Here is a 14,009-nt window from a genome sequence, read left to right as displayed (position 1 = left end):
CCCGGTTGCTCGGGGACGCCGCTCCGGCCCTGGTCGACCTGGGCGCGGAGCCGGCTGCCCGGGTCGAGGTGTCCGGTGCCGGGCCGCTCGCGCAGGAGCTCGACCGGATGCTCACCGGTGACGGCGTGACCGTCGTGCGGACGTCGGTGCCGCGCGGTGGTCCGGTCCCCGAGCCCGACCCGCCGCCGACGCTCGCCGTCCTGGTCGCCGACCACGTGACCGACCCGACGGTCCGGGCCGCCTGGTGTCGCCGGTCGGTCCCGCACCTGCCGGTGGTGGTGGGCGACGGACGCGTCCGCGTCGGGCCGTTCCTGGTCCCGGGAGCCGGGCCGTGCCTCCAGTGCGTGGAACTCGAGCGCACCGACGCGGACCCCGCCTGGCCGGCGATCGCCGCGCAGGTCTGGGGCCGTCCCGTGGCCGCACTGTCGCCCTACCGGGCTGCGACGGTCGCCACGACGGTGACCCGGCTGGTCCTCGAGCGGCTCCCCCTGGTGACCCAGTACCCGGACGCGCAGCAGCTCCTGGTGGACCGGACGGACCTGTCGGTCACGGTGCGGCGGGTCGCTCCGCATCCGCGGTGTGCGTGCCGAGGGCTGCCAGGAACCGACTCGCCACCCGGGCCCCACCCCGTGTGGACCCCTGACCGGACCACGTCAGCGTCAGGGAACGACGAGCACGGGTGATGCCGACGTAGAAGAGCCGACGTTCCTCGTCGACGCCGTCGTCGGTCGTCGCGTACGAGATCGGCAGCAGCCCCTCGGCGACGCCCGCGAGCACGACGTGCGGCCACTCCAGGCCCTTCGACGAGTGCAGCGTCGCGAGCGTGACGGCGTCGAGTTCCGGCTCGTGGTGGGTCGCGGCACGGTCCACCAGGTCGGCCGTGAACTGCTGCATGGTCGTCCCGGCCGGCGCGGACTCGGCGAGCTGCATGATCGCCTGCAGGGCCTCCCACTGCTCACGCACGGCACCGGTGCCCTCCGGCGGGGTGCGCGTCCACCCGCTGATCTGCAGCACGAGCTCCACCCGGCGCAGCAGCTCGTCGTCGGTCTGCCGGACCGCCTCGCCGCGCATGTGGTGCACGGCGAGCTTCACCTCCGGGCGGTCGAAGAAGCGCTTCCCGCCCTGCACCCGGTACGGGATCCCGCTGCGGGCGAGCGCCGACTCGATCGCCGCGGACTGCGCGCCGACGCGGTACAGGACGGCGCACTCGCCGTACGCCGCCCCGCCGTCCACGAGCTCGGTGATGCGGCGGGCGATCGTCGCGGCCTCGTCCCCGTCGTGCGCGCAGGCGAGCACCGTCGGCTCCGGACCAGGGGCGGTCTCCTGCGCGACGAGGTCGAGCGCCCCCGGCTGCCCGCGCATGAGTGCGTTCGCCGCGTGCACGACCTCTGGGGTGGAGCGGTAGTTCCGTTCGAGCCGGAGCACGGACGCGCGCGGGAACTCCGAGCCGAACCCGAGCAGGTAGCGGCTGGACGCGCCGGTGAACGAGTAGATCGTCTGGCTGGCGTCACCGACCACGCACAGGTCGTCCCGACCGCCGAGCCACGCGCGGAGCAGGTCGTGCTGCACGGGCGAGACGTCCTGGTACTCGTCCACCACGAAGAACCGGTACTGCTGGCGCACGTAGGACGCCACCCGGGGCTCGGACTCCACCATGCCGAGGGTCGCGAGCAGCACGTCCTCGAAGTCCATCTGCCGACGGTCGTCCTTGAGCCGCTCGTACGCGCGCATGAGGTCGACCACGCGGGACGGCGAGGTGTCGCGTGGCATCGTCCGCTCGGTCGCGGCGGACTCGTACTCGTCGTACGTGAGCCGCTGCACCTTGCGCCACTCGACCTCGCCGGCCAGGTCGCGGAGCGTCGGGGTGTCGACCCGCAGGCCGATGGTGTCCGCGGCGTGCGCGATCATCCGGCCCTTGGACTCGACGAGCCCGGGGGCGTGCCCGCCGACCGTGTCCGGCCAGAAGTACCCGAGCTGGGACATCGCCGCGGCGTGGAACGTCCGGGCCTGGACGGCTCCGGCGCCGAGTGCGCGCAACCGCGAGCGCAGCTCTCCCGCCGCCCGGGTGGTGAAGGTCAGCGCGAGGACGTGGTTCGGCGAGTACGTGCCGGTCGCGACCCCGTAGGCGATGCGGTGCGTGATAGCGCGGGTCTTGCCGGTCCCCGCACCCGCCAGCACGGCCACCGGACCGAGCAGCGTCCGTGCGACCGTCCGCTGCTCGGCGTCAAGTGCGGCGAGCAGCGCGTCCGGGGTCGGGGTCGCCGGGTCGCCGGCGCCGGGTGCGACCGTCACGGCAGGTCGAGCGGCCCGCCGTACCACTCCTCGATGATCACGCGGGCGATCGAGGTCCGGCCGGGCAGCAGGATCGTGTCCCCGGCCTGTTCGCGGATCTCGTCGCGGGAGAACCAGCGGACGTCGAGGATCTCGACCCCGTCCGGCCGGGCGGCGGAGGGGTCGCCGTCGACGGCACGTGCGCGGAACCCGACCATGAGCGACGCCGGGAACGGCCACGGCTGCGAGCCGAGGTACTCCGGTTCCTCGATGGTGACGCCCGCTTCCTCGAAGACCTCACGCCGGACGGCGTCCTCGAGCGACTCCCCCGGCTCGACGAACCCGGCGAGCAGCGAGTACCGGTTCGCGTCCCATGCGGCGTTCGAGCCGAGCAGGATGCGGTCCTCGCCGTCGGTGATGCCGACGATGATCGCCGCGTCGGTCCGCGGGAAGTGCTGGTGCCCCTCGGGGTCGCGGCGGACCCACCCGCCCGAGGTCGACTCGGTCGCCGAGCCGGTCCGCGGCGAGAAGCCGTGCACCGCGTGCCAGTTCGCCATCGCGACCGCCTCGACCGCGAGGCCCTGGTCGCGGGCGGACAGCTCGGTGCCGAACATGCGCAGGTTCTCCCATGCCGCGGTGTCCGCTTCGATGGCGGCGGCAGCGTCGTCGTCGACGAGCGCCGCGACGAAGCGGGTGCCGGCCGGAGCGTCGGCGGCGTCGGCGACCGCGCGTCCGAGGTAGAGCAGCGTCGCGTCCTCGGGTACCTGTCCGGCGTCGACGAAGCGGAGCGCGCCGTCGCCGCCCCGGAGCATCGCGCCGGCGTGGACGGGCAGGAACCGCGTCGCCGGGTCGTCCCGCAGCACGCGGTCGAGGTCGGGGGTGGCGCGGTACTCGGCATCGCGGTCGAGCTCGTTGCGGGCGAGCGGCAGCCGGGCGGCGAACTCCACGGTCACGCGGATCTCCTCGTGGTCGACACGTCCCGGGTCAGCGTGGCGCGCACCGATCGGGTGTGCCGCGGACCTACCCTGATGGGCATGGCGGGATCGCAGTTCACTCTAGCCGCGTTGGCGACGACGGCCGTGCCCGGGCTCGTCCTGACCGGGACGCGCACGCTCGGCTCGGTGGCCGCCGGTGACTACGAGTCGGCGGTCGTCCGTGACGCGGAGGGCCACAGCTCGGCGATCCGCCGTCCCCGGAACCAGCGCGCCGAGGCCCGCCAGTCCGCCGACCTGGTGGCAATCCGCGCGCTCAGCGCCGGGATCCGCACGCGCCTCCCGTTCGCCGTCCCGGAGTACCGCGGACAGGCGCCGATCGGGTCGACCCGCGCCATCCTCACCACGTTCGTCGAGGGCGAGCACCCCGCGCTCCGTGACCTGACGGAACGTCCGGAGCTGGCGACCAGCGTCGGCCGCGCGGTCGCCGCGCTTCACGTCCTGCCCACGAGCTTCGTGACGGACGCCGGCCTGCCGTCCCTGACGCCCTTCGAGGTGCTCCGCTCCGCGGTCTCCGTGATGGACCGGGCCGTCGCGACGAAGCTCGTGCCGGCCGCGCTCCAGGAGCGCTGGGAGGGTGCCGCGCGCGACCAGCAGCTCTGGCAGTTCACGCCGACCGTCGTCCACGGCTCGCTCGGCGTCGACTCGCTGCTCGTGCAGGGCGACGAGGTCACGGGCGTGCTCGGCTGGGGCGAACTCCGCCTCGGCGACCCGGCGAAGGACCTGGCCTGGGTGCTCGCCGGCCGCCGCGAGGCGTTCGACACGGTCCTCAGCGCCTACACCGCCGGCGGTGGCGGTCGGGACCGGCAGCTCGGGCAACGCGCCCGCGTGCACCACGAGCTCGAGACCGCCCAGTGGCTGCTGCACGGCGTGCAGGTGAAGAGCACCGAGGTCGTCGACGACGCGGTCGCGATGATGCACCGCCTGGCCGAGGCCGTCCACGCACCGTCGGCCGCACCGCTGCAGGCGGTGTCGCCGGAGACGATGGAGATCGGCGAGGTCGAGCAGCTGCTCTCCTCCACCGAGCGCCGGCACGGCTGATCCGGCCTGGAGGCGCGGCTCGCCTCAGCCGATCGCGTCCCGCCAGGCGCGTTCCAGCCCGGCACGGTCGAGCAGCGACGTCGGTCGGACCTCGAGGTCGTCCGCCACGAAGTAGAACACCGCGTCGACGTCCTCGATCGGCCGGCCGGTGAACTCGGCGTACGCGACCCGGTACAGCGCGAGCTGCACCTGCCGGCGTTCCAGGTCCTCGGCACCGGTCGGGGCCTTGCCGGTCTTCCAGTCGACAACTTCGATCCGCCCGTCGATCTCGTAGACGGCGTCGAGCTTGCACACGACGCTGTGCCCGAGGAACGGGATGTGGATCTCGCGTTCGACCTCGAGGGGCGTCAGACCCGCCCAGCGTGACCGGGCGAAGGTCTCCTGGAAGTCGGCCAGCCGTCGGGCGTCGTCGTCCGTGACGGCGAGGTCACCGTCGGTGGCGGGAGCGGTCTCCCCGACGTCGAGGTCGAGTTCGCCGGCCCAGGCGTCGAGCCCGCCGTCCCACCCGCCGAGCGGCGCCGCGGCGCCACCGCCACGGGCACGCTGTTCGACCCACTGGTGGAACAGGGTGCCGAGGCGGGTGGCCCGGTACGGCCGCTCGGGCATCGGACGGCGCAGCCGTTCGGCGACGCGGTCCGGCTCGCCGAGGTAGTCCTTGAAACCGGACGCCGGGACGCGGTGCGGGACGACCACCGCGTGCGCGGCCGACCGGGCCGCCCGGCGTTCCGCGAGCAGCAGGTCGATGTCGGCGGCGTGGCGACCGGCGGCGCCGGGGTTCGCGTTGCGCACGCGCTCCGCGGCGGCGAGCACCCGCGGACCGCGGGAGCCGAACGGCACGTGTGGCCAGGTCTGCGTCGCTCCCTGGTCGCCGAGCGGGTTCGACTCGTGCGCGGTGCCCTCCGGGATCCGGTCGGCGGGGAGTACCCCGGCGTCGACGAGGTCGAGCAGGTACCGGCTCGGGGCCGTCGGCTTCACCCCGGTCGACCACGAGGACCCGGTGACGAGCAGCTCGTGCTTCGCGCGGGTCAGCGCCACGTAGGTCAGGCGGCGTTCCTCGTCCTCGTTCCGCGCCCGGACCTCGTCCTTGAAGGCGTCGATCGCCGTGACGACGTCCTTCTGGGTCTCCTGCCCGCGCCAGGCCAGACGGGGCAGTTCCTCGGCGTCGCCGCGGAACTCGTACGGCAACCGGCCGAACCCGAGCCACCCCGTCGACCCCTCCTGGGGCCGGGCGGGCAGGGCGCCCTCGACCATCCGCGGCACGGCGACCGCGTCCCACTCCAGGCCCTTCGAACCGTGGATCGTCAGGATCTGGACGGTCCCGCCCTCGGGTTCCTCCGACCGCGGCCCCATGTCGTCGCGGCGGGCTGCGGCGTCGATCCAGCCGAGGAAGGCGCCGAGGTCGGCACGGTCGTCGGTCTGCACGAAGCCGCTCAGTTCGTCGACGAAGGCGTCGAGGTACGCCGACCCGCCCTGCTCGTGCGCGGCGACCTCGATGTCGAGCCGCATCTCCTGCACCACGAGCGTGACGAAGTCGACCAGGTCCCCGCCGGCACGGGAGCGCAGCGTGGCGAGCTGGGCGCCGAGCGCGCGCATCCGCTCGCGGCCGGCCGGGCTGATGCCGGCGAGGGCGGAGTGGTCGTCCGGCGCGGTCGTGACGAAGTCGAGCGCGTCGACCACGGAGCCCTGCTCCCCCGCGGCGACGGACGCCCGGAAGGCCGCGGTGACGTCGTCGTCGAGGCGCTTGTGCGTGTGGTCGCGGCCGAACAACCAGCGCGCGAGACCGTGCAGCGCGACGATGTCCGCCGCGCCGACCCGCCACCGGGCACCGGCGAGCAGGCGGATGAGGTCGTTGCCCGCCGCCGGGTCGTGCAGCACGCGGAGGCAGGCCACCAGGTCGACGATCTCCGGCCGCTGCAGCAGCCCACCCGTCCCGAGCACGTGGTACGGCACCCCGCGGGCGGCCAGCGCTGCGGTGAACGCCGCCAGGTCCTTCCGGGCGCGCAGCAGGAGCGCCATCGAGCCGTCCGGGTTCCGCCCGCGGTGGTCCGCGAACCACGCGGCGACGGCGTCCGCCTCGTCGGGCAGGGTCTCCGGGAAGGCGACCGCCACCGTGCCGCGGTCCGCTCCCGGTCGCGGTGCGAGCTGCTCCACCCGGACGTCGGACGCGGCGGAGAGCGGGGAGACGACCGCGTTCGCCGCGGCGAGCACGTCGACGGGGTTCCGCCAACTCGTCGACAGGGCGTAGGTGACGACGGGGTCGGCGGCGGGCGCGCCGAAGTCCGCCGGGAACCGGGCGAGGTTCGCGGCACTCGCTCCGCGGAAGCCGTAGATGGACTGGTGCGGGTCCCCGACCGCCATCACCGGGTGGTCCCGGAACAGCCGCGCGAGGAAGCGCGTCTGCACGACCGAGGTGTCCTGGTACTCGTCGAGCAGCACCACCGCGAAGCGGGCTCGGAGGTCGGCGGCCACCCGCGGGGCGGCGTCGGCCGCGGCGAGCGCCAGGGCGATCTGGTCGGAGAACTCGACGAAGCCGCGGTCGACCTTCTGCCGACGGAACTCCTCCACCAGGTCGGCCAGGGGTTCGAGCGACCCGATCGCGGCGACGGCGTCGGTGACGGCCTTGTAGGGCGTGCCCCTGGTCGAGCCGGGCAGTTCCAGGAGCTCCCCGAAGTCGATCGCGAACCGACGGAGGTCCGCCGGGTCCACGAGGTGCTCGGACGCGGCCCCGGCGAGCGCCACCACGGCCGCGGTGACGGTGTCGACGTTGCGGTCGAGTCCGGCCAGGCGGTCGTCCCGTGCGGCGACGACGACCCGACGGGCGAGCTGCCAGGCGGACGGCTCGGTGAGCACCTGTGACTCGCCGTCCCGGCCGATGAGCAGGGCGTTCTCGCGGAAGACGGCGTTCGCGAAGGCGTTGTAGGTCGACACCGTGGGCGCGAGGAAGGCGTCGCCGGCAGCGATGAGCCCGGCGTCCTCGAGCGCGGCGATCCGGTCGTTGATGCGCACGCCGAGCTCGCCCGCGGCCTTGCGGGTGAAGGTCAGGCCGAGCACCTGGTCCGGCTGCACGAATCCGTTCGCGAGCAGCCAGACGACACGGGAGGCCATCGTCTCGGTCTTCCCGCTGCCGGCACCGGCGACGACGAGGGCCGGCGCGAGCGGTGACTCGATCACGGCCCGCTGCTGCTCGGTGGGTCGGGGCTTCCCGAGGGCGTCCGCGATCGCGTCGGCACCGACCCGCGGTGTCAGCGGGACGTCGCCGTCGGGCACGCGGTGCTCGGGTCCGGGTACAGGGACGGCGGGGTCCGACCCGGTCCGACCGGTCCCGGCGCCGTCCACCGCTGTCGGCGCCTCGTCCGCGCTCACCAGGTCACCTCGCCGACGACGTGGATCCGACACTCGGTGCCCGTGCGGGCGCGGTCACAGTGCTCGTCGACCGCCGCCAGGAACGTCCGTCCCGCCATGCCGCGCGCGACGCCGTGCAACCGCTCGCGGTACGCCTCGCGCGCTTCCGGGTCGAGCGCGCGCTGGGTCCGTTCCGAGTACGCGTGCGCGCCCTTCGGGTTCTGCACGAAGACGAGCCGTGCGTCGGTGGTCTCCGCTCCGACCGGGACGCCCTCGACCGCGCCGTCGGCGACCGCGAGCTGGTAGGCGGCGAGCTGTGGATGGGCCGGCATGTCGTTCTTCTCGCTCGGCATCGACCGTCCGGTCTTCAGGTCGACGATGCTGATCCGGCCGTCGGGGTCGACCTCGATCCGGTCGATGCTCCCCCGCACCCGGGCCGGGCCGGTCACCAGGGCGAAGGAGGACTCGGCCCCGAGCAGTCGACGCCCGGCGCTGGCGGTGGTCCGGAGGTAGTCGCTGAGCCCCTCGATCATCCGTCGGGTCCTCGCGCGCTCACGGTCCGCGATCCACGGCGACTCGAACGTCAGCTCGTCCCACCGGCCCTCGACCCGCTGCCACAGTGACTCGACGTCGATCTCGGTCGCGTGCTCCATCGCCTCGTGCACGATCGTCCCGATGCCCATCGCGGGGCTCGGGGCGCCGCCGCCGAACGTCTGCGCGAACCAGTGCACGGGGCACTCCTCGAACGTGCCGATGCGGGAGGGCGACACCGACACCGTCGGCGGGACGGGCTCGTCGCCGTCCTCGGGCACGACCGGTGTGGCGTCGAGGTCGACGAGCGGCGCGTCGGTCGTCGGCTCGGCCAGGCCGTACCAGTCGTCCGGCGACGCCCCCGGCACGTCCTCGGCGGCGAGGCGCGCGAGTGCGGACGCCGCCTCGGAGTCGCCGGTCGCGACCACGCGCCGACGCAGCGAGCCGGCGAGGCCGCGCAGGGACAGCGGGTGCGCCGACGGCTGTCGGTCCGGCGGGACCGGGACGAGCCGGACGAACGGCGACGGGGACTCGTCGTCGTTCGCGACGGTCGCGATGACGACCTGCGTCGTCGCCCGGGACACGGCCCGGGCGAACAGGCGCAGCTCGTCGCCGATCACCGCCGCCCGGTCGTCCGTCGGCGAGTGCGGGACGCCGGCGGCGGCGCGGACGAGCCCGTCCGGGTCGAGCAAGCTGCCCCGCACGCGGGTGTTCGGCCAGACGCCGTCCTGGAGGCCCGTCACCACCACGACGTCGCACTCCAGTCCGACGGTGGCCGAGGGGGTCAGCACCCGGACCCGCCCGGCGGTCCGGTCCGGTCCGATGGAGTCCTCGGGCAGGTCGGCACCGAGGAGGTCGTCGACGAAGACGCGCGCCGGGGCGTCCGGCGTCCGCTCGACGAACCGCTTGGCGGCCGTGAAGAGCCCGACCACGGCGTCGAGGTGTCGGTCGGCCTCGGCCGCTCCGACACCTCCGGCGACCGACTGGGCACGCCAGGTGCCCGCGAGACCGCTGCGCTCCCACAGCCCCCAGAGGACCTCCTCGATGCTCGCCCCGGTCTCGGCGTCGTGCCGCGCGGCCGCGAAGCTCCTCGCCAGCCGTGCGGCGCGGCGGGCGAAGGGCGCGTCGATCGTCGCGAGTCGCTCCGGGGCACCGAGTGCGTCGACCAGGAGCTCGTCGGACGTGCGGGTCCCGCCGCCCGCCAGCTCCTCGCGCCGGAGCGCCAGCCGCAACCGTCGCATCGCCAGGGTGTCGAGTCCGCCGAGCGGTCCGGTCGCGAACGCGGTCGCGAGCTGGGCGTCGAGCGGCACCACACCGAGGGCGACGGCGGCCGCGTCGACGAGCGCCCGGGACGCGGTCTCGTCCCGGGGCCGGGTGGGCGCGGCACCCGCGGTCGCCGGCACCTCGGCCACCGAGAGCGCCCGGACGAGTTCCGGGATCGCCGCCCCGCTGCGGGTGACGACGACCATCCGGTGCCACGGCACTCCGTCGAGCAGCCGGTGTTCGCGGAGGCGCCTCGCCACCGCGGCGACCATCGCGGACCGGCTCGGGGCCTCCAGGTGCAGGACGGCGTCGGAGCGGCCACGGGCCTCCCGGGCGACGGCGGAGCGCTGTCGGCCCGCGGCGGCGGTGCCGATGCGGCCGGTGACGCCGGTCACCAGCGCCCGGACCGGTCCGGCGTGCCGGTGCACCGTGCCGAGCACGATCTCCCGGACGCCGGTGACGCCGAGGCGCGGACCGAGGCGGCCGAGCACGTCCGGCTCCGCGCCGCGGAAGGCCGAGGCGGCGATGTCCGGGTCGCCGAACGCGACGACCTGCACGCCGGAACGGGCCAGGGCACCGAGCAGGGCGATCTCGCCCTCGACGAGTTCCTGCACGTCGTCGACGACGACGAGACGCAGCGCGGCCACCGCGGGCGGGAGGTCCCCCCGCAGCACGGCCGCGGTCGCGAACGCCACGAGCTCTGCCGCGTCCAGCGCGGTCGTCCGGAACGCGGTCACGGTGGCGCGGTACTCGTCGACGAGGTCCCCGACGGCACGCCACTCGGGGTGCCCGGTCTCGTCCCCGAGCTCCCGCATGTCGTCGGGTTCGATGCCGGCCGCGACCGCACGCATCATGAGGTCACGCAGCGCCGTGCGGAAGCCCGCCCGCTCGCGGACCACCGCGGTGATCGGTGCCGGCCAGTCCGGTCCGCCGCCGTCGAGCTCGTGTCCGGCGAGCAGGTCGGCGAGGATGCGGTCCTGCTCGCCGCCGGTCAGCAGGGTGGGAGCGTCCTGGCCCTGCACGGTCGCCGCGTGCGCCACGACCTGGAAGGCCAGGGAGTTGACGGTCCGGGCGAGCGCGCCCGGCGTGACCCGGTCGACCGCGGCGGCGAGCCGGTCCCGGAGCGCCGTGGCTGCCATGCGGGCCGAGGTGAGCGCGAGCACGGTGGCGTGCCCAGCGGCGTCGACGGCACCGGGTCGGGCGATCCGGTCGGCCACGAGCCGCGTCAGTGTGCTCGTCTTGCCCGTTCCCGGCGCGCCGAACACCGCGGCGTGCTCGCCGTCCGGCAGGGCCAGGACCGCCTGCTGCGCAGGGTCCTCGACGAGCGCACGCGACACCGAGCCGAGGTCCGGCGCGGGCGTCAGGGTGGTCGGTGGCACGCACGTACGGTACCCAGCGCTGCCGACATCGCGCGCCACCCGCGCCGGATGCGGGGACCGGGTGCGGGACCGGGTGCGGGACCGGGGTGTGCGCCCGCGGCGAACGCTCCGGGCAGCCCGGGGGCGCTCGACTACGCTGACCTCGTGGACATCAAGATCGGCATCATCAACAGCCCGCGTGAGATCGGTTTCGAGACGGCCCAGACCGCCGACGAGATCGAGACCGCCGTGTCCGAGGCCCTCGCGGCCAAGGCCACGCACCTGTCCCTCAAGGACGACAAGGGCCGCCGGTTCATCGTGCCGGTCGCGTCGCTCGCGTACGTCGAGGTGGGCTCCGAGGAGTCCCGCCGCATCGGCTTCGTCGCCTGACCCTCCCGGGCGTGGAGCTCCTCTTCGCCGTCCTCGGCGGGATCCTGCTCGGGGCCGTCGCCCACGTGGTCGTGCCGCTGCGCACGACCCGTGGCGTGCTGGTCGGCCCGGCTGTCGGCGGCATCGCCGCGGCGGTCCTCTGGGAGGTCCTGACCTGGGCCGGGTGGCCGTACGACGGCACCTGGATCTGGGTCGTCGCGCTGCTCGGGGCCGCCGCGGTCGCCCTCGTGGTCCAGGTGGTGCTCGGCCGCCGTCGGACCGCTGCCGACGAAGCGCACTACGAGCGTCTGGTCAAGCAGGGCGCCTGAGCCCGTCCGGCTACTCGCCGTGGCGCTGCTCACCGTGATCCGCGGACCGCTGCTCGCCGTCGTCGACACGCGCGCGGGTCCAGCCGATCAGGCCGTCAGGCCGATCAGGCCGTGAGGCCGAGCGCGTCCATCCGCCGGGTGTGCGCCGCGATCAGTTCGGTCCAGACCGGCTCGAGCCGCTCCTGGTCCTCGCGGGCGTGCGAGGCGAGTGCCGACCGCGCCACGAGGAGCGTGTCCCCGACCAGGCGCCGCCCCCACATCGCGAGACGGGACGCCACGACCGGGTCCTCGTCGATGCGTGCCGTGAGCTCCTCGACCACGGCCGGTTCCTCCCGGGCGTCGAACACGGTGCGCAGGCGCTGCCGGACGTCGATCGGGAGCGACCGGAGCAGGTTCGCGAACAGGTCGTTGAGGATGCCGGCGGTCACGTACCCGGTGAGCATCGACTCGTACCAGTCGGCACCGTTCGTCCGCTCGAGGAACCGGTCGATCGCCTCGCGGTGCGGCGCCATCAGGTCGGCCGGCTCCTGCCCGCCCCGCTCGATCTCCGCGACGATGGCACGGTGCCGCTCGAGTGCGGTGGTCGCGAGCACGCCCGTGACCAGCCGGCCGGAGAGCGTCGGGGCACCGGCTCCGGCGCGGCCCATCGTCTCGTACAGCGACAGCTGGAGGTAGGCGGCCTGGCCGAGGTACACGTCGAGCTCGGGGCTGACGTCGTCGAGCCGGAGACGCTCGACGGCACCGCCGCGCGGGTTCCGCGACGCGAGCCAGGCCGCGGCGAGCTGCGCAGCGCGCTTCCGGTTCCACCACGACACCACACGACCAGCATACGGGTCGGCTCGTCCTCGTCCGGCACGTCGGTAGACTGGCCGGGACTCCTCCCCACGAACAGGGTGAACTTCTTGACTTTCTCAGAACTCCAGATCGAGCAGGACATCGTCGATGCGCTCGCGAGCAAGGGCATCATCGAGCCCTTCCCGATCCAGCAGCAGACGATCCCGCTCGCCCTGACCGGCCAGGACATCATCGGTCAGGCCAAGACCGGCACCGGCAAGACCTTCGGGTTCGGCCTGCCACTGATCCAGCGCATCGGCGCCGACCCCGGGCCGGGGGTGAAGGCGCTCGTCGTCGTCCCCACCCGCGAACTCGCCGTGCAGGTGAGCGAGGACCTCGAGTCCGCGATGGTCAACCGCCCCACGAAGCTCGTGTCGATCTACGGCGGCAAGGCGTACGAGGGCCAGGTCGAGCAGCTCAAGGCCGGCGCCCAGATCGTCGTCGGCACGCCCGGTCGACTCATCGACCTGCACCGGCAGCGTCTCCTCGACCTGTCGCACGTGCAGGAGATCGTCCTCGACGAGGCCGACCGCATGCTCGACCTCGGCTTCCTGTCCGACATCGAGCGGATCTTCCAGGCGGTCCCGGCCGTCCGGCACACGATGCTCTTCTCGGCCACGATGCCCGCCCCGATCGTCGCCCTCGCACGCCGCTTCATGTCGCGTCCGGTGCACATCCGCGCGACGGACCCCGACGAGGGTCTGATGCAGGCGAACATCAAGCACGTCATCTACCGCGCGCACTCCCTGGACAAGGACGAGGTCATCGCCCGCATCCTCCAGGCCGAGGGCCGCGGCAAGACCGTCATCTTCACGCGGACCAAGCGCGCCGCCGCCCGCATCGTCGAGGAGCTGAAGGACCGCGGGTTCAACGCCGCCGCCGTCCACGGTGACCTCAACCAGGAGCAGCGCGAGCGCGCGATGGCCGCCTTCAAGGCCGGCAAGCGCGACGTCCTCATCGCCACCGACGTCGCCGCCCGTGGCATCGACGTCGACGACGTCACGCACGTGATCAACCACACGATCCCGGACGACCCGGACACGTACCTGCACCGCGCCGGTCGCACCGGCCGTGCCGGCAAGACGGGCATCGCGGTCACGTTCGTGGACTGGGACGACCTGCACAAGTGGACGCTCATCGACAAGGCGCTCGAGTTCGGCATCCCCGAGCCCGTCGAGACGTACTCGTCGTCGCCGCACCTCTTCACCGACCTCGACATCCCGGCCGGCACGAAGGGTCGCCTGCCCGGCACCTCGCCGCGCGCAGCGACCGCCGGAAGCGAGAAGCCGGCGTCCGGAGGTCGCTCGGGTTCCGCCTCCGGCAGCGCCGGCGGTTCGCGGTCACGCAGCCGCACCCGGTCGTCGGGCTCCGAGGAGTCCGGCTCGCGCCGCACCTCGGCAGACCGACCGGAGCGTTCCGCTCCCGTAGCGGAAGCCACTGCCCCGAGCGGTGCGTCCGCCCCCGCCTCCCCCGCGGGTGACGAGACCGCCGACGGCGCTCAGAAGCGCCGTCGCCGCCGCCGACGTCGTGGCGGCACCGGCTCGTCCGAGGCGACCGCCTCGGCACCGCAGGGTTCCTCGGACGGCGAGTAGCGCCTCCAGGCCGAAGGCCCCGTCACGAGCGTGACGGGGCCTTCGTCGTCCCCGGGTCCGGGACGCAGCCCGGCGCCGACGCCGCAC

At 74.2% G+C, this 14,009-nt stretch carries 9 protein-coding genes; 4 read left to right on the top strand and 5 right to left on the bottom strand.

What is annotated here, in order from left to right; all coding sequences use genetic code 11:
- Positions 1–546 precede the first annotated feature (546 nt).
- Together DEJ34_RS04270 and nudC are read right to left on the bottom strand one after the other, a co-directional pair.
- Positions 547–2,292 carry an ATP-dependent helicase gene (locus DEJ34_RS04270; protein WP_181422256.1) on the bottom strand — a complete coding sequence of 582 codons (1,746 nt, stop codon included), beginning with the start codon at positions 2,290–2,292 and terminating at the stop codon, positions 547–549.
- Positions 2,289–3,224 carry an NAD(+) diphosphatase gene (gene nudC / locus DEJ34_RS04265; RefSeq protein ID WP_110911545.1) on the bottom strand — a complete coding sequence of 312 codons (936 nt, stop codon included), beginning with the start codon at positions 3,222–3,224 and terminating at the stop codon, positions 2,289–2,291. Before nudC ends, DEJ34_RS04270 begins: the two co-directional genes overlap by 4 nt.
- Positions 3,225–3,305: 81 nt before the next feature.
- Here nudC and DEJ34_RS04260 point away from each other — a divergent pair, with 81 nt between their 5' ends.
- Positions 3,306–4,304 carry a phosphotransferase gene (locus DEJ34_RS04260; RefSeq protein ID WP_110890474.1) on the top strand — a complete coding sequence of 333 codons (999 nt, stop codon included), beginning with the start codon at positions 3,306–3,308 and terminating at the stop codon, positions 4,302–4,304.
- A 24-nt stretch (positions 4,305–4,328) separates the two neighbouring features.
- Here DEJ34_RS04260 and DEJ34_RS04255 read toward each other — a convergent pair whose 3' ends face one another.
- Together DEJ34_RS04255 and DEJ34_RS04250 are read right to left on the bottom strand one after the other, a co-directional pair.
- On the bottom strand, positions 4,329–7,667 hold the full coding sequence (locus DEJ34_RS04255) for an ATP-dependent DNA helicase (RefSeq protein ID WP_258368347.1): 3,339 nt from the start codon (positions 7,665–7,667) through the stop codon (positions 4,329–4,331).
- The gene (locus DEJ34_RS04250; RefSeq protein WP_181422257.1) at positions 7,664–10,819 is read right to left on the bottom strand and encodes a UrvD/REP family ATP-dependent DNA helicase; all 3,156 of its coding nucleotides are present in this window, start codon (positions 10,817–10,819) and stop codon (positions 7,664–7,666) included. The genes DEJ34_RS04255 and DEJ34_RS04250 overlap by 4 nt, the downstream gene beginning before the upstream one ends.
- A gap of 144 nt (positions 10,820–10,963) precedes the next feature.
- Here DEJ34_RS04250 and DEJ34_RS04245 point away from each other — a divergent pair, with 144 nt between their 5' ends.
- Both DEJ34_RS04245 and DEJ34_RS04240 read left to right on the top strand, forming a co-directional pair.
- Entirely contained in the window at positions 10,964–11,188 is a 225-nt protein-coding gene (locus DEJ34_RS04245; RefSeq protein WP_110823695.1) for a DUF3107 domain-containing protein, read from the top strand.
- An 11-nt stretch (positions 11,189–11,199) separates the two neighbouring features.
- The gene (locus tag DEJ34_RS04240; protein ID WP_110823694.1) at positions 11,200–11,496 is read left to right on the top strand and encodes a hypothetical protein; all 297 of its coding nucleotides are present in this window, start codon (positions 11,200–11,202) and stop codon (positions 11,494–11,496) included.
- A gap of 104 nt (positions 11,497–11,600) precedes the next feature.
- Here DEJ34_RS04240 and DEJ34_RS04235 read toward each other — a convergent pair whose 3' ends face one another.
- Positions 11,601–12,311 (bottom strand): ferritin-like fold-containing protein, encoded by a 711-nt coding sequence (locus DEJ34_RS04235; RefSeq protein ID WP_258365742.1) that lies wholly within the window; start codon positions 12,309–12,311, stop codon positions 11,601–11,603.
- A gap of 87 nt (positions 12,312–12,398) precedes the next feature.
- Between DEJ34_RS04235 and DEJ34_RS04230 the strand changes: the two genes are divergently transcribed.
- A complete protein-coding gene (locus tag DEJ34_RS04230) occupies positions 12,399–13,922 on the top strand; it encodes a DEAD/DEAH box helicase (RefSeq protein WP_110911571.1) in 1,524 nt (507 codons plus the stop codon).
- The last annotated feature ends 87 nt before the right edge of the window (positions 13,923–14,009 follow it).

Source organism: Curtobacterium sp. MCPF17_050 (assembly GCF_003224435.2).
Classification (GTDB): Bacteria; Actinomycetota; Actinomycetes; order Actinomycetales; family Microbacteriaceae; genus Curtobacterium.
The sequence above is the reverse complement of the archived record's forward strand: the minus strand, read 5'-3'. Positions and strand labels throughout refer to the sequence as shown.